The organism is Neorhizobium sp. PAMB6716 (assembly GCF_058242805.1).
Window position 1 is genome coordinate 1,261,408 of the sequence record NZ_JBZAYW010000002.1, and the last position, 22,765, is coordinate 1,284,172.

22 protein-coding genes are annotated in these 22,765 nt (G+C 62.1%); 10 read left to right on the plus strand and 12 right to left on the minus strand.

Annotated elements, in window-relative coordinates; genetic code table 11:
* Positions 1–24: 24 nt before the first annotated feature.
* From AC4CWH_RS24360 to AC4CWH_RS24370, 3 genes are all read right to left on the minus strand, one after another.
* Entirely contained in the window at positions 25–867 is an 843-nt protein-coding gene (locus tag AC4CWH_RS24360) for a carbohydrate ABC transporter permease (protein WP_491285779.1), read from the minus strand.
* The gene (locus AC4CWH_RS24365; protein WP_491321778.1) at positions 864–1,793 is read right to left on the minus strand and encodes a carbohydrate ABC transporter permease; all 930 of its coding nucleotides are present in this window, start codon (positions 1,791–1,793) and stop codon (positions 864–866) included. Before AC4CWH_RS24365 ends, AC4CWH_RS24360 begins: the two co-directional genes overlap by 4 nt.
* Before the next feature lie 85 nt (positions 1,794–1,878).
* Complete coding sequence (locus AC4CWH_RS24370) at positions 1,879–3,180, minus strand: type 2 periplasmic-binding domain-containing protein (protein ID WP_491321779.1); 1,302 nt, start codon at positions 3,178–3,180, stop codon at positions 1,879–1,881.
* Between the two features lie 202 nt (positions 3,181–3,382).
* On the opposite strand from AC4CWH_RS24370, the gene AC4CWH_RS24375 reads away from it, so the two are divergent.
* Positions 3,383–4,393 carry an ABC transporter ATP-binding protein gene (locus tag AC4CWH_RS24375; protein WP_491285773.1) on the plus strand — a complete coding sequence of 337 codons (1,011 nt, stop codon included), beginning with the start codon at positions 3,383–3,385 and terminating at the stop codon, positions 4,391–4,393.
* Positions 4,394–4,445: 52 nt separating this feature from the next.
* On the opposite strand, the gene AC4CWH_RS24380 is transcribed toward AC4CWH_RS24375, so the two are convergent.
* A complete protein-coding gene (locus AC4CWH_RS24380) occupies positions 4,446–5,057 on the minus strand; it encodes a ferric reductase-like transmembrane domain-containing protein (protein WP_491321780.1) in 612 nt (203 codons plus the stop codon).
* An 11-nt stretch (positions 5,058–5,068) separates the two neighbouring features.
* Positions 5,069–5,557, minus strand: a complete 489-nt coding sequence (locus AC4CWH_RS24385) for a twin-arginine translocation pathway signal (protein WP_491321781.1) — start codon at positions 5,555–5,557, stop codon at positions 5,069–5,071.
* A gap of 257 nt (positions 5,558–5,814) precedes the next feature.
* Between AC4CWH_RS24385 and AC4CWH_RS24390 the strand changes: the two genes are divergently transcribed.
* The 7 genes from AC4CWH_RS24390 to apnL all read left to right on the plus strand — a co-directional run bounded on the left by AC4CWH_RS24390 (position 5,815) and on the right by apnL (position 13,978).
* Positions 5,815–6,642, plus strand: a complete 828-nt coding sequence (locus tag AC4CWH_RS24390) for a phosphogluconate dehydrogenase C-terminal domain-containing protein (RefSeq protein ID WP_491321782.1) — start codon at positions 5,815–5,817, stop codon at positions 6,640–6,642.
* A gap of 83 nt (positions 6,643–6,725) precedes the next feature.
* On the plus strand, positions 6,726–7,667 hold the full coding sequence (locus AC4CWH_RS24395) for a D-ribose ABC transporter substrate-binding protein (protein WP_491285765.1): 942 nt from the start codon (positions 6,726–6,728) through the stop codon (positions 7,665–7,667).
* 69 nt (positions 7,668–7,736) lie between these two features.
* Positions 7,737–8,372, plus strand: coding sequence for a DUF2291 family protein (locus AC4CWH_RS24400; protein ID WP_491321783.1), 636 nt, complete (start codon positions 7,737–7,739; stop codon positions 8,370–8,372).
* 1 nt (position 8,373) lies between these two features.
* Entirely contained in the window at positions 8,374–9,921 is a 1,548-nt protein-coding gene (locus AC4CWH_RS24405; RefSeq protein WP_491321784.1) for a sugar ABC transporter ATP-binding protein, read from the plus strand.
* Entirely contained in the window at positions 9,918–10,982 is a 1,065-nt protein-coding gene (locus tag AC4CWH_RS24410; RefSeq protein ID WP_491321785.1) for an ABC transporter permease, read from the plus strand. The genes AC4CWH_RS24405 and AC4CWH_RS24410 overlap by 4 nt, the downstream gene beginning before the upstream one ends.
* Before the next feature lie 6 nt (positions 10,983–10,988).
* Positions 10,989–12,023: a Gfo/Idh/MocA family protein gene (locus AC4CWH_RS24415; RefSeq protein ID WP_491321786.1), complete on the plus strand. Its 1,035-nt coding sequence runs from the start codon at positions 10,989–10,991 to the stop codon at positions 12,021–12,023.
* Positions 12,020–13,978: a D-apionate lactonase gene (gene apnL, locus AC4CWH_RS24420; RefSeq protein ID WP_491321787.1), complete on the plus strand. Its 1,959-nt coding sequence runs from the start codon at positions 12,020–12,022 to the stop codon at positions 13,976–13,978. Before AC4CWH_RS24415 ends, apnL begins: the two co-directional genes overlap by 4 nt.
* Before the next feature lie 9 nt (positions 13,979–13,987).
* Here apnL and AC4CWH_RS24425 read toward each other — a convergent pair whose 3' ends face one another.
* Positions 13,988–14,704, minus strand: coding sequence for a transcriptional regulator NanR (locus tag AC4CWH_RS24425; protein ID WP_491321788.1), 717 nt, complete (start codon positions 14,702–14,704; stop codon positions 13,988–13,990).
* A 149-nt stretch (positions 14,705–14,853) separates the two neighbouring features.
* On the opposite strand from AC4CWH_RS24425, the gene oiaX reads away from it, so the two are divergent.
* Positions 14,854–16,110: a 3-oxo-isoapionate-4-phosphate decarboxylase OiaX gene (gene oiaX / locus AC4CWH_RS24430; protein ID WP_491285749.1), complete on the plus strand. Its 1,257-nt coding sequence runs from the start codon at positions 14,854–14,856 to the stop codon at positions 16,108–16,110.
* A 4-nt stretch (positions 16,111–16,114) separates the two neighbouring features.
* The gene (locus tag AC4CWH_RS24435; protein ID WP_491285747.1) at positions 16,115–17,425 is read left to right on the plus strand and encodes a four-carbon acid sugar kinase family protein; all 1,311 of its coding nucleotides are present in this window, start codon (positions 16,115–16,117) and stop codon (positions 17,423–17,425) included.
* Between the two features lie 54 nt (positions 17,426–17,479).
* On the opposite strand, the gene AC4CWH_RS24440 is transcribed toward AC4CWH_RS24435, so the two are convergent.
* The 6 genes from AC4CWH_RS24440 to AC4CWH_RS24465 form a co-directional block, all read right to left on the minus strand.
* Entirely contained in the window at positions 17,480–19,198 is a 1,719-nt protein-coding gene (locus tag AC4CWH_RS24440) for a dihydroxyacetone kinase family protein (RefSeq protein ID WP_491321789.1), read from the minus strand.
* Positions 19,195–19,422 (minus strand): hypothetical protein, encoded by a 228-nt coding sequence (locus tag AC4CWH_RS24445; RefSeq protein ID WP_491285743.1) that lies wholly within the window; start codon positions 19,420–19,422, stop codon positions 19,195–19,197. The genes AC4CWH_RS24440 and AC4CWH_RS24445 overlap by 4 nt, the downstream gene beginning before the upstream one ends.
* Positions 19,423–19,475: 53 nt before the next feature.
* Complete coding sequence (derI, locus tag AC4CWH_RS24450; RefSeq protein WP_491285741.1) at positions 19,476–19,931, minus strand: D-erythrulose-4-phosphate isomerase; 456 nt, start codon at positions 19,929–19,931, stop codon at positions 19,476–19,478.
* A gap of 15 nt (positions 19,932–19,946) precedes the next feature.
* Positions 19,947–20,714: a triose-phosphate isomerase gene (locus AC4CWH_RS24455; protein ID WP_491285739.1), complete on the minus strand. Its 768-nt coding sequence runs from the start codon at positions 20,712–20,714 to the stop codon at positions 19,947–19,949.
* A 56-nt stretch (positions 20,715–20,770) separates the two neighbouring features.
* Positions 20,771–21,721: a sugar-binding transcriptional regulator gene (locus AC4CWH_RS24460; RefSeq protein ID WP_491285737.1), complete on the minus strand. Its 951-nt coding sequence runs from the start codon at positions 21,719–21,721 to the stop codon at positions 20,771–20,773.
* Positions 21,722–21,832: 111 nt separating this feature from the next.
* Positions 21,833–22,765, minus strand: coding sequence for a sugar phosphate isomerase/epimerase family protein (locus tag AC4CWH_RS24465; protein WP_491285735.1), 933 nt, complete (start codon positions 22,763–22,765; stop codon positions 21,833–21,835).

Here is a 22,765-nt window from a genome sequence, read left to right on the forward strand (position 1 = left end):
TATCTCGTTTGCATGGGTCCGATCTCAGCCCTTGACGGCGCCAGCCGTCAGGGCGCCGAGGATCAGGCGCTGGAGTGCGAGGAAGGCGATGATGGCCGGCACCACGGAGACGAGGCAGGCGGCGGCCAGCAACTGGATGGAGCTGTCGTTCTGGGTGCCGGCATACTGGAAGATGCCGACGCCGATGGGTGTGAGCGATTCCTTGGTGATCAGCAGAAAGGGCACAAGGAACTGCGACCAGCCGCCGATGACCGAGATGATGAAGGCTGACGCAATGCCGGGTGTGGACAAAGGCAGGATGACACGCAGGAAAACGCCGAACCGGCTGCATCCGTCGATCATGGCGGCCTCATCGAGGGTGGCGGGGATGCCGTCGATCGTGCCCTTGAGGATCCAGGTGACCATGGGAACCGCAAGCGCGATATAGACCATGGTGGCGCCGAAATGGCTGTCGGTGAGCCCGATCGAGGCCATGTAGCGATAGAGCGGCACCATGATGACGAGTGGCGAAATCATCTGCACCGACAGAAGCGCCATCATCCACGCTCCCTTGCCGCGAAATTCGAAGCGGGAAAAGGCATAGGCCGCAGGCAGTGCCACGACGAGGCAGCCGAGCGCCGACAGGGAAGAGAGCTTCAGCGCATTCCAGAGATAACCGGCAAACTTGTCGGAGGAGAGGATGGTGATGAAGTTGTCGAGCGTCGGGGCTTTCGGAATGAAGCGGCTGACGCCGAGAAACACTTCCTTGCGGGTGCGCAAGGCGAGCGACAGGAGCCACAGAAGCGGCCAGGCAAAGAAGGCGAAGATGACGAGCATGAAGAGATAGCTCAAGACATCGCCGATGCGTTCGCTGGTGCTGGCTTTCATCTTTCTTCTCCCTTGGGCAGGAAGGCCGCGTAGATGAGCGCCAGCCCCAGGCTGATGATCAGCATCAGGATCGACAGCACCGCGCCGCTTGCCAGGTCATAATTGCGGAAGACGACGTTGAACGTGTAGAGCGACAGCACTTCAGTGGAGCGGCCGGGGCCGCCGCCGGTCAGCGAAATGATCGCGTCAAACGTGTTCAGCGTCTGGATGGTGATGAGGATCATGTTGACGAGGATGGCCGAGCGCAATTGCGGCAGCGTCACATGGAAAAGCCGCTGGCGGGCCGTTGCGCCATCGACGGATGCCGCCTCGTAAAGCACCGGATCGATGGCTTTGAGCGCCGCATACATCACCACCATGGAAAAGGCGGTGCCGCGCCAGACATTGGACACGACTACCGACCACATGACGAGGTTTGGGTCCGACAGCCATTGCACAGGCGAGGCGCCCATCAGGCGCAGCAAGCTGTTCAGGCCGCCGAATGGCGCCTCGTTGAACAGCATTTTCCAGATGATGCCGCCGGCAATGCCGGGCACCACCCAGGCAATCAGCGCCGTGGTGCGCACGATCGTGGTGCCGAACAGCCGGCGCTTTTCGCCGCGCACCACCACCAGCGCAATGAAAAGCCCCAGCAATTGCTGGGAGAACACGCTGGCGAGCGTAAACGTGGCCGTCACGCCGAGGATGCCGGGGATTTCCGGGCGCGTGAGCGTCTGCGCCAGGGTTGCAAAGGTATAACCGCCGACATCGCCCAGAAGTGTGGCGCGGGTGAGCGCCAGCCGAAAGACGTCGAACACGGGGTAGAGATAGAACAGGCCGAGCACGAGGATCAGGGGCAGCAGCCAGGGCGCAACCCTTGGCTTTTGCCGGGCGCGAGCCGGGGCTGCCGTGTTCGGCAGGGCGGTTATGGCGCTTGCTGGGGGCATGGGATCATCCCGTCGGACGTTATGATGATGAGGGCAAAGGCGCCGGGGAAGCAGCGGCAGGCCGAAGCTTCCCCGGCTGGGAGGATCAGAGACGCTTGAACGCGTCGAGAGACGCCTTGAAGGCTTCATCGACTGCCGCGTCCGTCGGCTGGCTGCCGGTCAGAACCCTGCCCATCATGATCTGGATCTGGTTGGAGATTTCCGGATAGACGGGCGCGCCCGGACGGGCCTGTCCCACCTTCAGCGCCTCGGCAAAGGCCTTGTTTTCAGGCGTCGAGAACACCGGGTAATTGTCATAGAGGTCGGCGCGGGTCGGCAGCTGCTGCTGCAACTCGTTGGCAGGCCCCATATAGACCTCGCGCGCCAGGTTGGCGCACATTTCCACCTTGGCCGGATCCTTGGCGAAGGAGGCAACCGTCCAGCCACCGGTGCCGGTGGAGCGCTCGTCCTTCGTCGGGCCGGGCAGGGCCGAGAAGGTCCAGTTGGCAAGGTCTTCCGGCTCCAGCGTGGTCTTCAGCTGTGACATCTGCCAGTTGCCGCCGACGAAAAGCGCTGTCGTGCCGGCCGCGGCCGCTGCGTTGAAATCGTCGTAATTACCAATGGTGGCGACGCGCTTGGGTGCCGCACCCGATTCCACCAGGTCGCGGTAATAGTTGACCGCCTTCACAAACTTGGCGCGATCGTCTCCCTCGCCGAAGATCGGCTTTCCGGCATCGTCCACCAGCTTGCCGCCCTGGCCCCAGAAATTCGCCAGCCAGTCGAACGTGGTGCCTTCGTAGCGGCTGCCGTTGAAGAGAATGCCTTCCATGCCCTGGTCAACGGAGGCAAGTGCTGCCTTCTTGGTTTCATCCCAGGTCTGCGGTGCATCGGGAATGATCGCCTTGTTGCGATAGAGGACGCGAAGGTCCGTCGACCACCACCAGGCATAGATCTTGCCATCCGTGCCGGTCACGCCGTCGCGGATGAAGGGGAAAAGCTGGTCGATTTCTTCCTTCTTGAAATAGGGCGAGAAGGAAGACAAAACGCCAGCCTTCTTGAACAGCGGCAGCACGAAGGAATCGACAGCGGCGCAATCCGGCGCATTGCCAGATTTCGACTGTTCGAGCATGCGCGCCTGCTCCTGCCCGATATCGCCGGACATCATCTGCAGCTCGATCTTCCAGCCGGGATGGCGGGCGACGAATTCGTTGAACAGCTTGCCATAACCTTCGGCAATGGCGGGTTCGTTGTTGCGCGGGCCGTCTGTCGTCATGCGGAAGGTCAGCGTCTGCTTGGCGTCAGCCGGGCCGACGCTATCGCCGGTAATCGTGTTTTGCGCCATCGCCGGAAGGGCGGTGGAAACGGCAAGCGCGCAGATGAGCGCGCGGCAATGCGTTGTGCGTGTCATGTGGTTCCCTCCCAAGGAATGCGCCGGATGTGCGGCGCGTGTGCATGTTCAGCCAGCCGAAAAGGCCGGCCTTCCAAGCCGCGTCGCCTTTCCCTCCGGTCTTTTGCGGCCTTGCGCTGTCTCCTCAACAACGTGCTTTCCAGGCCGTCGAAAATAGATTAAATCACTTTTGTTTTGTGTCAAGCACGCTCGGGAGGAAATGATGGCACAGGTCGAAATCACCAATCTGCGCAAGAGTTACGGTGCGCTGGAGGTCATCCACGGCGTGGATGTTCACATCGAAGACGGCGAGTTCGTGGCGCTTGTGGGGCCATCCGGCTGCGGGAAATCCACGCTGCTGCGCATGATTGCCGGCCTTGAATCGATCACCGGCGGCGAGATCGCCGTGGATGGCCGCATGATCAACGATCTGGCGCCGCGCGACCGCGACATTGCCATGGTCTTCCAGAACTACGCGCTTTATCCGCATATGACGGTGGCCAAAAACATGGGTTTTGCGCTGAAGTTGCAAGGGCTTGGCGCCGACGAGATCAAGGAGAGGGTGGCGCGTGCCGCCACCATTCTCGATCTCGGCCCTTATCTGGCGCGCAAGCCGGCAGCGCTATCCGGCGGTCAGCGCCAGCGTGTCGCCATGGGGCGCGCCATCGTGCGGGCGCCAAAGGTCTTTCTGTTCGATGAGCCGCTGTCCAACCTGGATGCGAAACTGCGTGTGCAGATGCGCTCGGAAATCCGTGATCTGCAAAAGCGGCTGGACACCACCACCATCTACGTCACCCATGACCAGGTGGAGGCGATGACCATGGCCGACAAGATCGTCGTTTTGCAGCAGGGGCAGGTGGAGCAGATCGGCCGCCCGCTCGATCTCTACCGCGAGCCGGCCAATCTGTTTGTCGCAACCTTCATCGGGTCGCCACAGATGAACCTCATTACCGGGCCGGTTGCCGACCGCGCCAATGCGGCCACCATCGGCGTGCGGCCGGAACATCTCATCGTCGGATCGGATGGTGAGGGATGGAGCGGGCAGGTGCTTTCGGCCGAATATCTCGGCAGCGACACCTATCTCAGCGTGGAAACCGAGGAAGCCGGGCGTCTGCAGGTGCGCACCGATGGCAGCTTTGCCCCGAGGCAAGGCGATACCATCCGCCTTGCGCCAGCCCCGGGACACCTGCATCGGTTTGACGCGCAGGGCCGTGCCATCAGCCATGGATCCTGATGGGGCAGGGGCTGCGGTGCTGCCACCAACACGAGGCCGTCTTGCGTAGCCGCTAAAGCAGGCCCCGAGATGCCATCCGCTTCGTCCGCAGCCATGGGGCAATGAACGCGGCCAGCGTTGCAATGATGGCGAGACTGCACAATATGGCCTTTGAAACAGGTTCCATCGTGCCCTCGATCAAAAGCGCGTGGACTGCTCCGGCAAGCACGACAAGGCCGGCAAGGACCGTATGGCTGAAGCGCCACACACGGGGTGGAAGGCGACGCCGCAGCACCGCCAGGAGTGCTGCTGCAAATACGGCCCACATGGCGCTGACGCCCCAGATTGAAAACGGCGTCGGAGAGCGAAACAAGAGAGCGTCGATGACATCTGGAGGGCTGGTGGCCCACAGTCCGGCAACATGGATGACAACGGCTGCAACGAGGAGGGCCCCCGTTGCGCGGTGGAGGCGGCGGCCGCGTGTCAGGCGAAGGCCGGGCAGCCAGCCGCGAACCAGCAAGGGTTGCAGGAGGGCAAGGCAGAGCGCCAGGATGCCTGCAAAGCCGGCGACAATATAAACGGGATCGCGCCAAGCCAGGTATTCGCTGCTAGCGGCCAAAGCCAGCGGCAGGATGAGCGCGAGCCCCAGGCCCGTCCAGATCAGCAAAGCGCGCACTCTTGGCATGGTCTCTCGGATCAAGCCGGCTGGAGGACGAAATGCGCTTCCAGACTTGTGACCTTTGGACTTGGCAGCAAGGGCCGCAGAAAGACCGTGTCATACTCGCCGCTGTCATAGGCCAGGTGCGCATGGGCCTGCCCAAGTGCCGGCACAATCTGTGGCATTTCCAGCCGAAACATGCCGTTGGCATCTGTCAGCGTCGCGCCGTGGCTGCGCAGGTCGCGCTCGCTGCCTTCGGTCGTATGGGCCCAGATCTGGATCCGCTGTCCAGCGAGCGGTGCGCCGTCGCCGGCACGGCGCACCGTGCCTGTCATCCAGAAGCCTCCGCCACCAATCCTGTCGACGATCTCAGCGCCGGGAATATAGTTGTTGGAGCCGCCGCGCATGGAAGGTGTTGCGGCAACCGCTGCAGCGCGGGCGGGCAGGGGGATGCCAAAAAGCCCAGCCACCACAAGGGCACCACCCGCGGCAAGCACGTTTCGCCGCACAAAACCGATGTCTGGCATGTCGATCTCCATCGCAGGTTTGTTTTTGAACTCTATCAAACGTAGTGCCGTTTTGGTTGGCGACCAATCAAAAGGGCAAACAATTACGGGCACGGTTTCGTGATGGACGGCCTCGCGTTCGCAAAGAACGGCCCAAGTGCATAGCAGCTTATTTGATGATATGCCTATTGACATGTCATACCAGTTGACTGCAATAGAAGGCGGCGGGTCGGGCTATGACACGCGGGAGCGCTTTGCCATTCCTGAGGAGGACTTCAATGACGACAATTGCCTTGTTCGGTGCGGGCGGCAAAATGGGGTGCCGGCTGGCCAAGAACCTGAAGGGGTCGCGCTTTGCCGTGCACCATGTCGAGGTTGGCGAGGCGGGCAAGGCGCGTCTGAAGAGTGAACTCGACATCGACTGCGTGTCAGCAGATGACGCGCTTGGCAGCGCCGATGTGGTGATCCTTGCCGTGCCCGATACGGCCATCGGCAAGGTTGCGGTCTCGATCGCCGACCGGCTGAAGCCCGGCACGATGGTGGTTGTGCTTGATGCGGCAGCGCCCTTTGCCGGCCATCTGCCGGAGCGCGCGGACCTCACCTATTTCGTCACGCATCCCTGCCATCCGCCGATCTTCAACGATGAAACGGACATGCAGGCCAAGCGTGACCATTTCGGGGGGCTGTTTGCCAAGCAGCATATCGTGTCTGCGCTGATGCAGGGGCCGGAGGAGGCCTATGCGCTCGGCGAAGAGATCGCAAAGGTTATCTGGTCGCCGGTGATGCGCTCGCATCGCGTCACGGTGGAGCAGATGGCGATGCTGGAGCCGGGGCTTTCGGAAACCGTCTGTGCCTCGCTTCTGGTGGTGATGCGTCAGGCGATGGACGAATGCGTTGCCCGCGGCGTGCCGAAGGAGGCGGCGCGCGATTTTCTGCTCGGCCACATGAACGTTCTGGGCGCTGTGATTTTTGAAGAAACGCCGGGCGTGTTTTCCGATGCCTGCAACAAGGCCATCGAGTTCGGCATTCCGGCCCTCATGCGCGACGACTGGAAGAAGGTTTTCGAACCGCAGGAGATCACCGACAGCATTCGCCGCATTACCTGATCTTGATTTTGGCCGGGAGAACATCCCGGCCGATGCATGCCCCTCGCGGGGAGCGGGGGGAACGGTTTCATTGGGAGGATAACATGAAACTTACTCGCAGGCTTACCCTTGCCGCCCTTGGCGCGACACTTGCGGCAGCCACCGCAATGCCGGCCTTTGCCGCGGATCTGATTGCCATCATCACGCCGTCGCATGACAATCCCTTCTTTAAGGCCGAAGCCGTTGGCGCTGAAAAAAAGGCCAAGGAGCTTGGCTACGAGACGCTGGTTCTGGTGCATGATGATGATGCCAACAAGCAGTCGCAGCTGATCGATACGGCCATCGGCCGTGGTGCCAAGGCCATCATTCTCGACAATGCAGGCTCGGAAGCCTCGATTGCCGCCGTCCAGAAGGCCAAGGATGCGGGCGTTCCCTCCTTCCTGATCGACCGTGAGATCAATGCCACCGGCGTTGCCGTGTCGCAGATCGTCTCGAACAATTACCAGGGTGCGCAGCTCGGTGCCGAACAGTTCGTCAAGCTGATGGGCGAAAAGGGCAATTATGTCGAGTTGCTGGGCCGCGAGGCCGACCTGAATGCAGGCATCCGCTCCAAGGGCTATCATGACGTCATCGACGACTATCCGGAGATGAAGATGGTCTCGCAGCAGTCGGCCAACTGGAGCCAGACGGAAGGTTATTCCAAGATGGAAACCATTCTGCAGGCCAATCCGAACATCAAGGGCGTCATTGCCGGCAATGACACGATGGCGATGGGTGCGATTGCAGCCCTTCAGGCGGCTGGCCGCAAGGATGTGATCGTCGTTGGTTTCGATGGATCCAATGACGTGCGTGATTCCATTCTCGCCGGCGGCATTAAGGCAACCGTCATGCAGCCCGCCTATGCGCAGGCGCAGCTTGCCGTGGAACAGGCACACGAATTCATCAAGACCGGCAAGAAGCCGGCAGATGAAAAGCGGCTGATGGATTGCATTCTCATCACTGCCGACAATGCCAAGAAGCTCGAGACCTTCGCGCTCAGCCAGTGAGCTGATCGACAAGGCGGCGGCGGAACCACGGTCGGTTCCGCCGCGGCAGTCCATGAGCGGAGAAATTCCATGTCGCAGATGCGTACCGCCGTTGTCCTTGCCGCTTTTTGTCTTGCGGTGACCGGCTGCAAATTCGTCAAGACGGCTGACCAGCAGGCGCAGGCCGCTGCCAGTGCGTTCGATCCGGACAAGATGGTGGCCGGCGCCTGGGACGCCGAAGTTCTGCCTTACATGAAGCAGCGCGCCGGCGCGTTCGAAGACGTGATGGCCCTGATCACCTCCAATCCCGATGCCGCGGCTAAGCAATTCGGCCACAAGGAAAAGGAGGGCAACGCTCCCTGGACCTATGTGGCAACGGTGAAGGGAACCATCGTGACCGCCGAAACCAAATCCCGCGCCGCCTCTGTGGAGGTGGATGTGAACGGGGATGGCAAGCCGGATGTGCGTGTTGCCATCGGTCCGGCCATTCGGGGAACCGCGCTGCGCGACAGTCTCGGCTTCGTCAACTTCAACGCCTTCAAGAACCAGATCGACTGGGCGCAATATGGCAAATCCTTCAACACCCATGTGAATGCGACGGTGCTGGAAAAGCTGCCGCGCGACGGGCTGGTCGGAAAGAAGATCGAGGCGCTCGGCGCCTTTCCGCAGCCGCCTGCCGGAGAACTGCCGCAGTTCGTGCCGGCAACGATCACGGTTGGAGGCTGACATGGCCATGGCAGCTGATGATGATGTCATCCTTGAACTGCGCGATGTGACCAAGGCCTATTCGGGCATCGTGGCTCTCAAAAAGGCTGACCTCAAGCTGCGGCGCGGCGCGGTCAATGTGCTGGTCGGCGAAAACGGCGCCGGAAAATCGACGATGATGCGCATCATCGCCGGTGTCGAGCAGCCGACACTTGGCGAGATCTGGATGGGCGACAGCCGCATCCATCTGTCATCGCCGGCCGATGCGGTGCGCCACGGCATTGGTATCGTCTTTCAGGAACTGAACCTGTTTGGCAATCTGAGCGTGGCGGAAAACATCTTTGCCACGCGCGAGCTGACGCGCGGCCTGCGCGGCATCGATCACAAGGCGCAGGTGGCAAAGGCCAATGAATTTCTCGACCGGCTGGAAGCGGGCATCACCGCCGATACGCTGGTGGAGGATCTGCCCATCGGCCAGCAGCAGCTGGTGGAAATTGCCCGCGCCGTCTCACTCGATACCCGTATCCTGATCCTCGACGAACCGACTTCGGCGCTGAGCGCTGCCGAAGTCGACGTGCTGTTTCGGGTGATTGCGGAACTGAAGGCGCAAGGCGTTGCCATCGTCTACATCTCGCACCGGCTGGAAGAGTTGATGCGGATCGGCGATTACATCACCGTGCTGAAGGACGGCCAGATCACCGGCGCTGCCATGGTGAAGGACATCGACACCGCCTGGATCGTCCGTTCGATGATCGGCTCGGATGCCAAGGACTTTGCCAAGGATGTCAACCACACGCTGGGGCCGGAAGTCCTGCGGCTGGAGGATATCACGCTTGCGCGTCCAACCGGCGGCCTTTCCGTCGATCATGTGTCGCTTTGCGTGCGCAAAGGCGAGATCCTTGGCATCTATGGCCTGATGGGCGCCGGGCGCAGCGAACTTTTCGAATGCATCATCGGCCGGCATGCCCATGCGCGCGGCCGCATCACGCTTGACGGGCAGGAGCTTCTGGAGCGCGATCCGACCGGTCGCATTGCGCGTGGCATTGCGCTCATTCCGGAAGACCGGCAGCGCGAGGGGCTGGTGCAGTGCCTGTCGATTGCCGAGAACCTGTCGCTGGCAAGCCTTGGCCGCATGGTTCGCTTCGGCTTCCATATCGATCGCAAGCGTGAGAGTGCGGCGGTGGCAGACGCCATCCGCAGCCTGTCGATCAAGGCACGCAATCCCGCCTTCGAGGTTACCTCGATGTCGGGCGGCAACCAGCAGAAGGTGGTGATCGGCAAGGCGCTGATGACCGGGCCAAAAGTGCTGCTGATGGACGAGCCGAGCCGCGGCATCGATGTCGGTGCCAAGGCCGATGTGTTTCGCACCATGCGCAAGCTTGCCGGCGATGGCCTTGCCATCTTGTTTTCCACCTCCGACCTCGATGAGGTCATGGCGCTTTCCGACCGGATTGCAGTGATGAGCAGCGGCAAGCTGGTCGCCATCATGGACAGGGCCGAGGCAACCGAAGACCGCATCGTCAAAGCCTCCGCCGAGGGCCACAAGACCAAAAGGATTTCTGCACGATGACAACAGTGACCCCGATGGCAGAGACCCGGCCCGCAGACAGCGGCTCGCTGCTGCTGACCGTGATGAAGCTTCGAACCTTTATCGCGCTTCTTGCGGTCATCCTCTTTTTCTCGATCTTTGCGCCGAACTTTCTGTCGACGGCCAACATGATCCTGATGTCGAAACACGCCACGCAGAACGCGTTTCTCGCCATCGGCATGACCTTCGTCATCGTCACCGGCGGCATCGATCTGTCGGTGGGCTCGATTGTCGGGCTCTGCGGCATGATTGCCGGCGGCCTCATCCTCAACGGCATCGACCTGCCGATGGGCTACACGGTCTATTTCAACATTCTGGAAGTGGCCGTCATCGTCACGGTGGTCGGCATCGTCATCGGGGCACTGAACGGGCTGTTGATCACGCGCCTCAACGTGGCCCCCTTCATCGCAACGCTTGGCATGCTTTATGTGGCGCGGGGTGCTGCCCTTCTGTTTTCCGATGGCCAGACCTTGCCCAATCTTGCTGGCCGGCCGGAGCTTGGTAATACCGGTTATGCGATCTTCGGTTCCGGCACCTGGCTCGGCATTCCCGTCTCGATCTGGATGCTGGTCGTGGTAGCGCTGGGAGCTGCCTATTTCGCTCGTTTCGTACCGCTCGGGCGCCATATCTTTGCCGTTGGCGGCAATGAACGAGCCTCGCGCATGTCCGGCATCCGCGTCGACCGGGTAAAAATGTTTGTCTACATGTTTTCCGGCTTCTGTGCGGCGCTGGTCGGGCTTGTCATCTCGTCGGAACTGATGGCCGCCCATCCGGCAACCGGCACGAACCTTGAACTCAACGCCATTGCCGCAGCCGTTCTCGGCGGCACGTCCATGTCCGGCGGGCGCGGCACGATCGGCGGCACCATTGTCGGCGCCTTCGTCATCGGTATCCTGTCGGACGGGCTGGTGATGATGGGGGTCTCGTCCTTCTGGCAAATGGTCATCAAGGGACTTGTCATCATCATCGCCGTGGTGGTCGATCAGGCGCAGCGCAAGCTTCAGGCCCGCGTGACACTGATGCAGATGACGAAGCAGGGATAAGCGGACATGGCAGAGTTTCAAGGTGCCCTCATCGGGTGCGGGTTTTTCGCCGTCAACCAGATGCATTGCTGGCGTGAGGTGGAAGGCGCCGGGATCGTCGCGATCTGCGACCGGGATCCGGAGCGTCTGCGTCTCGTCGGCGATCAGTTCGGCATTGCCCGCCGCTACACGGATGCAGCCGCCCTGTTTGCCGATGGCGGGTTTGATTTCGTCGATATCGCCACCACCGTCCAGAGCCACCGGGCGCTGGTCGAGATGGCAGCCGCCCACAAGGTGCCGGCCATCTGCCAAAAACCCTTTGCGCCGACGCTTGCCGATGCAAAGGCCATGGTGGCGGCGGCCGACGCTGCCGGTATTCCCCTGATGATCCATGAGAATTTCCGCTGGCAGACGCCGATCCAGGCGGTGCGCAAGGTGCTGGAGGAAGGCGCCATCGGCACGCCCTTCTGGGGGCGCTTCTCGTTCCGCTCCGGCTTTGACGTGTTTGCAGCCCAGCCCTATCTGGCTGAAACGCCGCGCTTCATCATCGAGGATCTCGGCATCCACACGCTGGATATCGCCCGCTTTATCCTGGGCGACGTGCGGTCGCTGACCGCACGGACACGCCGCATCAACCCAAAGATCAAGGGCGAGGACGTCGCGACCATTCTTCTTGATCATGACAATGGCGCGACCTCCATTGTCGATGTCAGCTATGCGACGCGCCAGGAGAGCGAACCGTTTCCCGAAACGCTGATCGAACTGGATGGCGACGAGGGCTCGCTGCGCCTGACGAAGGGCTATGGCCTGACGGTCACGAACGCCAAGGGCACGACAGTCACCGATGTGTCGCCCGCACTCCTCTCCTTTGCCTCGCGCCCTTGGCACAACATCCAGGAAAGCGTGCTTCTCATCCAGCAGCATTGGGTGGATGCGCTGAAGGCGGGCGCCGAGACTTCGACATCTGGCGCCGATAACCTGAAGACCTTTGCTCTGGTCGAGGCCGCTTATCAAAGTGCAGCCTCCGGTCAGACCGTTGCCATCGGGCCGCTTCTCACATGACGGCGCAGGAGACAGACGATCGCGCCTTCCGGCTTTTTGGCACGCGCCTTCAAGAACCCGTGTCTCGGCTTCTGCGGGCCGGACGAATGACGGCACGGTTTGTGGCCGGCGGGCTGCGGGCGATTTCCTATGACGGCGTCGAGGTTTTGCGCGCCATCGCTTTTGTGGTGCGCGACCGCGACTGGGGTACCTATAGTCCTGACATCACCGATCTGACGGTGGAGGAGGGAGAGACGGAAACCGTCGTCACCTACCGCGCCCTTTGCGAGGGGCCGGGTCAAAGCCGGCTTTTTCTCCGTGCGGCAATCACCCTGTCGGCCACGGGCAGCCTGGTCTTCAGGGCAGAGGCCGAGACGGACACCGGGTTTGAAACCAATCGCTGCGGTTTCTGCGTTCTGCATCCGATTGTCGGTGTCGCCGGCACACCGGTCAAGGTGGAGCATGTGGATGGGTCGGTGGAGGATGCCGTCTTTCCCGACCGCATCGCGCCATGGCAGCCGTTTCAAGACATTCGCACGCTTACCCATCAGGTCATGCCAGGCGTTGACGCTGAATGCCGCATGGAAGGCGACACGTTCGAGATGGAGGACCAGCGAAACTGGTCGGATGCCTCCTACAAGACCTATGTACGACCGCTGGCTTTGCCGTGGCCTTATGAGATCGGTTCTGGGGAAGGCGTGGCGCAGACAATTTCGCTCACCGTGTCCGATCGTCGGGCGCAAAAACCGCCTGTTCAACACGAAGGCGACAAGCCCGTCACCCTCACCTGGGGCGAGGATCTGGGCCGCCTGCCGGATATCGGTCTCGTCGTGACGCCGGAAGAGGCGCGCGCGACCAGAACGGCACTTTCGGCAATCGGCCATTTCGGCGCCTCGGCACTCATTTTGCATTTTGATCCGGGTGCAGGGCACGGGCGTGCGGCATTGCAGGATTTTGCAGCGCTTGCCGCGTCGTTTTCCGGCACCACCAGCCTGGAGATCGCGCTCCCCTGCCAGCGTCCGGTAGCGGAGGAGCTGGCGGAGATTGCAAGCCTTGTCGGCGAGGCCGGGCTGCGGCTCGATGCGATCATCGTCTCCCCCTCCGTTGACCGGCAGTCGACGCCGCCGGGCAGTCGCTGGCCGGATTGCCCGCCGCTTGCGGATGTCTATGCGGCGGCAGCGGCTGCGTTCCCCACCGTTCGCCTCGGCGGCGGCATGCTGAGCTATTTCACCGAAATCAATCGCAAGCGCGTGCCCGCGGACAGGCTGGATTTCGTCAGCCACGCCACCAATCCGATTGTCCATGCGGCCGATGATGCAAGCGTCATGGAAACGCTGGAGGCGCTGCCCTTCATCGGCAGATCCCTGCGCGCCATCTATGGCGACAGGCCTTACCGCGTCGGGCCATCCACGCTTGCCATGCGCCAGAACCCCTATGGCAGCCGCACCATGGACAATCCGGACGGGCGGCGGATTGCCATGGCCAACCGCGATCCGCGCCACAACGGACTGTTCGGTGCAGCCTTTGCGGCCGGATATGCGGCGGCCTTTGCCTCTGCAAGACTGGAGCAGTTGACGCTTTCGGCATTGACCGGACATTTCGGCCTGCTCGCTGGGGAGGGGGAGCCGGTGCCGCCTGGAACGGTGCGGCCGGTCGGTCGCAGCGTGGAAATGCTGGCCGGCATGGCGGGCTGGAGCGCGCAGGCCGTTGATACAGGCTCGTCCCGCGCCGTGTTTGGCCTTGCAGCCAAAGAGAGGATCGGTCACGCCGCCTTGCTGCTGGTCAACGTGACGCCGGGCGCGGTGTCGGTGGATCTTGGCAAGCTTGGTCTTCCGCGCGCGGTGCAGCTTTCCATGCTGGACGAGAACACCATGAACAACGCGGCCGCTCACGGCCTTTCGCCCACGCCGTTTGCCGGTGGGGTGCTCGTTCTCGCCCCCTATGCCGTTGCGCAACTGCGCTGGCTTTCGCCGTGAGGCCAGCGCCTATTTGCGGTTCTTCAGGGCATAAAGCGCGCGCGAGCGTTCCAGGTGCTTGATCATCGCCTGTTCGGCAAGCTCGGAATCGCCGGACTCGATCGCCCGAATGATTTCCTCATGCTCGGTCAGGGTGAAATTCTCACGCCCCGTCCAGATCAGCATTTCGGAATGATAGGCTTTCAGCCAGCCGAGCATGGCACCGCTGACAGCGACATAGATCGGATTGCCGGAAATCTTTGCGATGCACTGGTGAAAATCCATGTCCGCTTCGATGAAGGCATCGGCATTGCCCAGGTTCTGCACCTGCCGCTCGAGCACCGCCTCCAGCTCAGAGATCTGCTCGGGGGTCGCCCGTGCTGCGGCCTCGCGCACCATGCCGCGCTCGAAAAAGATACGGGCGCTTTTCAGGTGCTCCAGCGAATCTTCCGAACCCGACAGCATCAGCTTTGCCGGAAGATCGACCTGCCGGATGATGGATTCGGCGGTGATGCGCAACACCTTGGCCCGCTCGCCTTGCGAGATTTCCACCAGCCCCTTGCTCGCCAGCGCCTGCATGGCTTCGCGAATGGCCGGGCGGCCCACGCCGTAACGCTCCATCAGCTCGCGCTCGGAGGGCATTTCATCGCCAGCGCGCAGCTCGCCGTTTTCGATCAGAAACTTGAGCCTGGCAAAGACTTCGTCAGCGATCTTGCGGCGCAGGATGGGTTCGGAAACGATGCTCATGGATCACCTGATTTCAACGCTTCTGAATAACATCTGAGCCTTTATGCGCAACGGCTTTCTGGCGCACGCGCTTGCAATAACATAAATACTCATTATACCAGTTGAGCCAATATGACAAGCGCGCTGCCCCGGCAGTGGAGGAGGATGACGTGATCCGTTTGACCTATCGCATCGAAACATCAGGCTCGGTGGAGGCCATGGGCGCGAAGATTGCCAGCGACCAGTCGACGGGCACGTTTGTGGCCCTTCCCGGGGAAACCGAGGAGCTGAAAGCCCGCGTCGCAGCCCGCGTCACTGCCATCCGCCCCTTGGCGCCAAGCCGCCATGCCTCGTTTCCGAGTGAAGCGGCGGGCGCGACGCATTTCAACCGCGCCGATGTCGATATCGAGTTTCCGCTCGATGCGGTGGGCACTGATTTGTCCGCGCTGATGACGATTGCGATTGGCGGCGTGTTTTCGATCAAGGGGATGACCGGCATCCGCATTGTCGACATGCAGCTGCCGCCGGAATTTGCCGCAGCCCATTTGGGACCACAGTTCGGCGTGTCTGGAAGCCTTGCTCTGACGGGCGTCACCGGCCGGCCGATCATCGGCACCATCGTCAAGCCGGCGCTTGGCCTTCGCCCGCACGAAACGGCGGAGATGGTGGGCGAACTGATCGAGGCGGACGTCGATTTCATCAAGGACGATGAAAAGCTGATGAGCCCGGCCTATTCGCCGCTGAAGGACCGGATCGCAGCGATCATGCCGCGTATTCTCGATCACGAGCAGAAGACCGGCAAAAAGGTCATGTATGCCTTCGGGATCAGCCATGCCGATCCCGACGAGATGATGCGCAACCACGATATGGTGCTTGAAGCCGGCGGCAATTGCGCCGTCATCAACATCCATTCGATCGGTTTTGGAGGCCTTGCCTTCCTGCGCAAACGCTCCGGCCTTGTGCTGCATGCCCATCGCAACGGCTGGGATGTTTTGACACGCCATGAAGGCTTAGGCTTCGAGTTTTCCGTCTATCAGCAGTTCTGGCGCCTGCTCGGCGTTGATCAGTTTCAGATCAATGGCATCCGCGTCAAATACTGGGAGCCGGACGAAAGTTTCGCGCGCTCCTACCAGGCGGTTACGACGCCGCTGTTTTCACAAAAGGATGTCGTGCTGCCCGTCATTGGGTCGGGCCAATGGGGTGGGCAGGCGCCCGATACGATTGCCGTCAGCGGCGGCTCGACGGATCTTCTCTATCTCTGCGGCGGCGGCATCGTTAGCCATCCCGGTGGCCCCGGCGCCGGTGTGCGCGCCGTGCGGCAGGCGTGGGAGGCCGCGGTGGCGGGGATTCCGCTGCCGGTCTACGCAAAAGACCATCCCGAACTTGCCCAATCCATCGAAAAATTCTCCGACGGCAAGGCGGCCTGAGCCGATGGCGCGACCGCTGATTTCCTATTATGGCGATGATTTTACCGGCTCCACCGATGTCATGGAGGCGCTCGCCTCCAACGGCGTTGAAACGGTTCTCTTCCTGACGCAGCCGGATGACGCCCTGATGCAGCGCTTTTCAGGCGCGCGGGCCTTTGGCCTTGCCGGCACCAGCCGCAGCCAGACGCCGGACTGGATGGACACGCATCTGCGCGCCGCATTTCAATGGCTGAAGACGCTGGACGCCGAGCTTTGCCACTACAAGGTCTGCTCGACCTTCGATTCCGCCGCCCATATCGGCAATATCGGCCGGGCCATCGAGATCGGTAGATCGGTGTTCGGTGTCGAGACCGTGCCGCTTGTGGTGGGCGCCCCACAGATCCGCCGCTACACGGCCTTTGGCGAACTCTTTGCCGCCTATCAGGGCCGCAATTATCGCATCGACCGGCATCCGGTCATGTCCCGCCATCCGGTAACGCCAATGGACGAGGCCAATCTTCTGCGGCATCTGGCGCGCCAGACGACGCTTTCGGCGGCCCATCTGGATAATGTGGCACTGCTGGCGGGCGATGCGCCGGAAAAGGCAGATATGCTGCTGATCGATGTGTTCGATGCGGCAACGCAGGCCGCCGCCGGCCGCCTGTTGTGGAACGATTTTCGCGCGACCTCCCCATTTGTCTGTGGTTCGTCGGGGGTGGAATATGCGCTGGTGAAGGCGTGGGTTGAGGCGGGAGAGATTGGCGAAAAACCGGTCTTTGCCGCCCCCGGTGCTGTCGATCGGCTGGCGGTTGTTTCCGGCAGCGTATCGCCAACCACCGAGCGGCAGATCCGTCACGCGCTGTCGAACGGATTTGACGGCGTCTCGCTCGATCCGCTTGCTCTGTCCGGTGAGGAAAGTGAGATCGAGATCGGCAAGGCTGTGGCAGCCGGGCTGTCATCGCTGCAGCAAGGCAGAAGCGTCGTGGTTTACACAGCCCTTGGCCCCTCGGCCGACAAGGGGGCAGAGCTGGATCACGCTACGGAGGCGCGCCATCGCCTTGGCCGGGCGCTGGGGCGCATCCAGGTGGAACTGGTTACCCGCGCCGGGCTTTCCCGCGCGGTTGTCGCCGGTGGTGATACGTCAAGCCATGCGCTCGGCGAGATGGGCATTGCGGCACTGACCCTGAAACTGCCTCTGCCGCAGACGCCCGGTTCGCCGCTTTGCGTGGCGCATGGCGGTCCGGTGGACGGACTGGAGATTGCCCTGAAGGGCGGACAGGTGGGGAATGACGACTATTTTTCCATGATCCGCGCCGGCGGACGATCCGCCATCTGACGGGCAGGACGACAGAAACCCCAATGCGGGGTTTCGATGCGACCGACGGTCATTTCAAGCCTGCCGGATTTCGCCCACATGGTCCGCAAGCGATCTGGCGATAAGGGCCAGCGACGTTGCGCCGGGATCCGCATGGCCGATGCTGCGCTCGGCCAATGGGCGGGCGCGGCCAAGGCGGGGGCGCATCGCAGCGGTGGCTGTTGCCGCTGTCTCTGCGGCAGCCGTGGCATTCTGCCAGGCTAAGGGCAGCGCGCCCGTTGCGGCATACTCTCGTTCCAGCGTTTCGACGAAGGGCGCCAGTGCATCGACCAGTGTCTTGTCGCCGGGTTTTGCACCGCCCAACTGCATCACGTCATCCAGCGCCAGACGCGCACCGCGCACCACCATGTCCGGCGATATCGCTAAATCGTTGGAAAATGCCTGGCTCCACGATCTGAGCAGAAGACCCCAGATGACACCCGATGTGCCACCGGCACGATCTGCCCAGGCATCGGCGGCAGCGGCAAGGGCAGAGGCTGATCCGGCGCCGGCCTTGACGGCTGCGCGAAGGGCCTCGTGCCCCGCCGTTGCGCCGCGCCGCATGCCTTGCCCATGGTCGCCGTCGCCGGCTTTTGCATCGAGCGCGCCAAGATCCGCCTCGGCGTCGATCACGGTCTGCAGCAGGCGCTCGAAGGCGCGTTCAAGGCAGGCGGCACTGGCCTGAGAGGCGGGCGTGGCAGGCTCCACCAGGGATGTGGGCGTATCTTCCATGGCAATCGCCGGCGTTGCCTCACCGGCTGCGATCACTCCACGGCGAAAGGCCGGGGTATCGCAGGGCGAAAGCCAAAACCGTTCCAGCTCCTCGTCCAGCCACATCAGCGTCAGCGAGCAACCCTGCATGTCCAGACTGGTAACCAGCTCGCCCACGTCTTCACCGACAACCGTAATGCCGGCCGCGTCCAGCTGTTCGGCAACGACGTTCCAGAGAACGAAAAGCTCTTCATATTTGGTGGCGCCAAGGCCGTTCAGGAGCACGGCGGCGCGCGTGGCACCCGGCGGCTTTTCCGTGAGAAGCGTCTCCACCATGAGAGCGCCAAGCTCGGAGGCAGAAGCAAGCGGGCGCTCCTCGATTCCGGGCTCGCCATGGATGCCAAGGCCGAGCGCCATCTGCCCCTTCGGCACGGTAAACAACGGTTCTTTTGCGCCGGGAAGCGTGCAGCCGCCAAAGGCAACACCGAAGGAAAATGTGTGAGCATTGGCCTTTCGCGCCAGCCGCTCCACCTCATCGAGCGAAAGGCCCGCCTCGGCGGCGGCCCCAGCGATCTTGAAGACGGTGACATCGCCTGCAATGCCGCGGCGCTTTTCGATACTGTCTGATGGAGCGCTTGCGACATCATCGGTCACCTCGACGATGCGCACGTCGATGCCTTCCGCCCGCAGCCGGGCAGCGGCCACGCCAAAATTCAAAACGTCGCCGGCGTAATTGCCAAAGCCGAGCAGAATGCCGCCGCCAAAGTGGGCGGCGCGGCAGACGCGCGTGATACCCGCGGTCGAGGGGGAGGCAAAGATTTCGCCGGCCACCGCCGCATCGGCAAGGCCCGGCCCGACATATCCCGCAAAGGCCGGATAATGGCCGGAGCCGCCACCGACGATGACGGAAACCTTGCCGTCCGGAACGGCTGTTGCACGCACCACACCGCCGCGCACCAGATGAACATAACGCCGGTAGACCTTGGCAAAACCTGCAAGTGCCGTGCTGGCAAAACCTTCAGCCTGATCAAGGATTTTCGTCATGGTGTTTTTCTCCCAATATCCACCCGGCCCGCAATTGTCTCTTCATCCGTCGCTGCGGCTGCGGTGTCAATATTGGCGAGGAACTGCGGCAATGATTGCAGCAGGGATCGCAGGAGTGATCGCAGGTGGAGGAAGTTTGCAGGCATGCGCGCCAGCGTAAGCCATAAGATCAGAACGCCATACTGGCCGTCATGGTGGACCACCCTCGTGACAAGCGAGATCATGCGGTCAAGCTGCGGAAGACCGAAGGGGAGGCGCTGTTGCGCCTCCCGGTCGTTCAATTCGAGTGGTACTTGGCGTCCACGTCGTTGATCGCCTGCACGTTGGAGGCGGAGCGGCCGTTTTCGTCAAAGGTCTGCGCCAGATAAGCGTCGGCGATGGCTTTTGCCAGTTCCGAGCCGATGACGCGGGCGCCCATGGTGATGATCTGCGCATTGTTGGAAAGCGCTGCCCGCTCGGCCGAATAGGTGTCATGCGTCAGTGCTGCGCGGATGCCCGGCACCTTGTTGGCGGAAATGCACACGCCGATGCCGGTGCCGCAGACGAGGATGGCGCGCTCGTATTTTCCCGCCAGAACCTCGTTTGCCACGCGGTCAGACAGGGTGGCGTAGAACGCATCGGCGCCGGCATCGGTGCGCGATATCTCCGACACCTCGTGGGTGCCCTTCAGGTGATCGGCCAAAATCTTGGCAAGGCCTTCTCCGGCGCTGTCGCCTGCAACTGCAATCTTCATGATGTTTCTCCCTGGTTAAAGTTTGGCGGCGCAGCGCGAGAGAATGTCGAGATAACCTTCGACATTCCAGGCGGAACGCCCGATGAACAGCCCGTCGATATGCGGGCAGGTGATAAGCTCTTCGCAATTGTCCGGATTGACGGAGCCGCCATAGAGGCAGGGCACCTTGCGGCCCAACACCTCTTCTGCGACTGCAATGATTTCGGCCTGTCGGGCATCGGCATAATCGGAGGTGGCCGGAATGCCATTGACGCCGATCGCCCAGACCGGTTCATAGGCAAAGAGGATTTCGGCCTCCGTTTCTGACCCGGCAAGCTTGCCGAGTGCGCCGCGAACCTGCGTTTCGAGAACCGTGCGCGCCGCACCGGCTTCACGCTCGGCCAGCGTTTCGCCGATGCAGATGAGCGGGATGAGGCCGTGTCGCACCGCGGCTTGTGTCTTCAGGCCCACCGTCTCGTCGGTTTCGCCAAAATGCTCGCGTCGCTCGGAATGGCCAAGCTCGACGATGTCGAGGTTGCAATCCTTCAGCATCGGGGCTGAGACCTCGCCGGTCCAGGCGCCGTCATCGGCCCAGTGCATGTTCTGCGCGCCGACCTTCACGGAGGTCTCGGCAAGCATGGCCTTCACTTCGCGAACGGCGGTAAACGGCGGAATGACAAAACGCTGGATGCGCGGATCACGCACCGCATCGGCCGTCTTCAGTCCCTCGGCAAAGGTTTTCGCCTCTGCCAGCGTCTTGTTCATCTTCCAGCTGGTGCCGATCCACACATGCGGCTTGGTCATTTTTGTCATTCCGGTTGTTCGGTTGCTATCTTCAGGGGTGCCGGTGTCGCCTCTTGTCAGCTCACCAGTGCGCGGGCGGTCGGTTCGTCGGTAATCAGGCCCTTGAGGCGGCGGCTGCGCAGGACAGCGCGGATCGAGGCGAGCTTCTGCAAGCCGCCGGCAATCGCCACGATGCGGGTGTGCTCAGGCGTTTCGAGATCGACCGACAGCGTGCGGGCGCTGAGCGTCGTTTCCAGCACGCGGCCATCGCCATCGAAGAAGTGGCCGAGCATTTCGCCGACCGCGCCGACGGCGGTGATTTCGGCGATTTCGCGCCGCTCGATCATGCCGGAGGCGACAAGCTGGGCGCTGGCGTCGGCCGTTCCGATGCCGACGATTTTGAGGCCTGCACTGTTCGACATGTCAAAGATTTCCCGCACGCCGCGCTGGGCGAGCAGGATTTCGCGATCCTCGGCGGAATTGGCGAAAAAGGGCACCGGCATCACATAGGATTGCGATCCCGTCTTTTCAGCCAGATTATACATCACGTCATGCGGGTTTGCGGCGTAGTTGCGGGTGAGCCCGCCAAGCAGCGACACGAAACGGACACCGGTTGCCTCAAAGCGCGGCATCTGGCGCACGGCTGCCGCCAGCGTGCGGCCGTGGCCAAGGCCGATGACATTATAATCGCCACCCTCGATCGTACGGCGCAGAAAGCTCGAGCCGGCAAGGCCAAGCGCGCGAAGCGGAAGACCGTCCTCGCCCAGATCCGGCGCCACCTCGCAGAAATCAAGGCCATAGCGGTCGCAAAGTGCCGCTTCCAGTTCGACGCATTCGACGATGGCGCCATCGATCGAAACCTTGACGACGCCATCGGCCACCGCGCGTGCAATCAGCCGGTGCGCCTTGACCGAGGGTACGCCGAGGCGTTTGGCAACGGCGGCCTGCGTCAGTCCGCCGGCGTAATGCAGCCAGGCGGCGCGGATCGCGAGGCTTTCTTCGGGATCGCTGTCACTGCGGCGGGCCATTGCGCTTCCTTCTGCTGCTGTCTGTCGTCATGCATGTCCGGTCAAAAAAGATTCCCTGCAATGCGCCCTCTGCGCCGTGTCATGCAAGAGCCCCTGTCTGACCAGATTGGATCAGATATGCAGGTCCTCAATGCCGCTATTGATATGGGGTGCCCAGAAGGCAATGCTTTCGGCAATCTGGGAAATCACCTGCCGGTCGTTCGGATCGCGTTCCTTGAAGGAAAGTTCAAGGCAGATTTCGTTGTCCTTTGCCCCGCCTTGCGCAAAGGCTTCGAGCAGCGGCTCGGGGTGAATGCGGCCTTTGGCATTGAACTCGGCGGTGAACGGCCGGTGGCCGCCCTTGTCCATCAGGCTCTGCTTGATGTGGATGATCGGCGAGACTTTTGGCACAGCACGCGCCCAGGCGTAAGGATCGAAATCATCGGGGTTCGATGAGGTGACATCGCCGTGGTCGATATCGGCCATCATCCACATGGGGATCGCCATATCGGCTGCCGTCAGCCGATCTTGCAATTGAAGACAGCCGGCAATCGTTTCGCCAAATTCGCGCCCGACGCTCATTGGTTCCCAGAACAGGAAGGAGAGGCCGGCACCCTTGGCATGCTCTGCGACCTCGGCCCAGCAGTCGATGGCGATGTTTATCAGCTCTTCGCGGCGGGCCGGATCATCGAAATCCCTGTAGGTGAAGATCGCAAACTGCGTGCCGACGGACGTGCCGCCGAGATCGGCGGTGATATCGGCAAAGGTCTTGAACCAGTCGACATAATAGCGCCGCACATCCGCATCCGGATGGCCGAAATGGTTGAGGCGGCCATAGGGGCCGGTCATGCCGCTGGTGACGCGCACGCCGGTGCGTTTGAGGGCAGCATTCATCTCCCGCGTCAGGCGGCGGATGACAGGCGCCGGCCAGCTCGGGTTGATGAACTCATGCGTCAACTGCAGGTCGCGGATTTTAAGGTCACGCGCCACGGTCTCGATGAGATCGGCGGGCTCGGCAAACCGGTTCACCAGTGGGTTGGTGTTGAGCGAAAGGGTCAGCGGCAT

Bases quoted from the DNA above. Each gene is read 5' to 3' on its own strand.
- AC4CWH_RS24360 (WP_491285779.1), bottom strand. From the start codon at position 867: ATGAAAGCCAGCACCAGCGAACGCATCGGCGATGTCTTGAGCTATCTC.
- AC4CWH_RS24365 (WP_491321778.1), bottom strand. From the start codon at position 1,793: ATGCCCCCAGCAAGCGCCATAACCGCCCTGCCGAACACGGCAGCCCCG.
- AC4CWH_RS24370 (WP_491321779.1), bottom strand. From the start codon at position 3,180: ATGACACGCACAACGCATTGCCGCGCGCTCATCTGCGCGCTTGCCGTT.
- AC4CWH_RS24375 (WP_491285773.1), top strand. From the start codon at position 3,383: ATGGCACAGGTCGAAATCACCAATCTGCGCAAGAGTTACGGTGCGCTG.
- AC4CWH_RS24380 (WP_491321780.1), bottom strand. From the start codon at position 5,057: ATGCCAAGAGTGCGCGCTTTGCTGATCTGGACGGGCCTGGGGCTCGCG.
- AC4CWH_RS24385 (WP_491321781.1), bottom strand. From the start codon at position 5,557: ATGCCAGACATCGGTTTTGTGCGGCGAAACGTGCTTGCCGCGGGTGGT.
- AC4CWH_RS24390 (WP_491321782.1), top strand. From the start codon at position 5,815: ATGACGACAATTGCCTTGTTCGGTGCGGGCGGCAAAATGGGGTGCCGG.
- AC4CWH_RS24395 (WP_491285765.1), top strand. From the start codon at position 6,726: ATGAAACTTACTCGCAGGCTTACCCTTGCCGCCCTTGGCGCGACACTT.
- AC4CWH_RS24400 (WP_491321783.1), top strand. From the start codon at position 7,737: ATGTCGCAGATGCGTACCGCCGTTGTCCTTGCCGCTTTTTGTCTTGCG.
- AC4CWH_RS24405 (WP_491321784.1), top strand. From the start codon at position 8,374: ATGGCCATGGCAGCTGATGATGATGTCATCCTTGAACTGCGCGATGTG.
- AC4CWH_RS24410 (WP_491321785.1), top strand. From the start codon at position 9,918: ATGACAACAGTGACCCCGATGGCAGAGACCCGGCCCGCAGACAGCGGC.
- AC4CWH_RS24415 (WP_491321786.1), top strand. From the start codon at position 10,989: ATGGCAGAGTTTCAAGGTGCCCTCATCGGGTGCGGGTTTTTCGCCGTC.
- apnL (WP_491321787.1), top strand. From the start codon at position 12,020: ATGACGGCGCAGGAGACAGACGATCGCGCCTTCCGGCTTTTTGGCACG.
- AC4CWH_RS24425 (WP_491321788.1), bottom strand. From the start codon at position 14,704: ATGAGCATCGTTTCCGAACCCATCCTGCGCCGCAAGATCGCTGACGAA.
- AC4CWH_RS24435 (WP_491285747.1), top strand. From the start codon at position 16,115: ATGGCGCGACCGCTGATTTCCTATTATGGCGATGATTTTACCGGCTCC.
- AC4CWH_RS24440 (WP_491321789.1), bottom strand. From the start codon at position 19,198: ATGACGAAAATCCTTGATCAGGCTGAAGGTTTTGCCAGCACGGCACTT.
- AC4CWH_RS24445 (WP_491285743.1), bottom strand. From the start codon at position 19,422: ATGATCTCGCTTGTCACGAGGGTGGTCCACCATGACGGCCAGTATGGC.
- derI (WP_491285741.1), bottom strand. From the start codon at position 19,931: ATGAAGATTGCAGTTGCAGGCGACAGCGCCGGAGAAGGCCTTGCCAAG.
- AC4CWH_RS24455 (WP_491285739.1), bottom strand. From the start codon at position 20,714: ATGACCAAGCCGCATGTGTGGATCGGCACCAGCTGGAAGATGAACAAG.
- AC4CWH_RS24460 (WP_491285737.1), bottom strand. From the start codon at position 21,721: ATGGCCCGCCGCAGTGACAGCGATCCCGAAGAAAGCCTCGCGATCCGC.
- AC4CWH_RS24465 (WP_491285735.1), bottom strand. From the start codon at position 22,765: ATGCCGCTGACCCTTTCGCTCAACACCAACCCACTGGTGAACCGGTTT.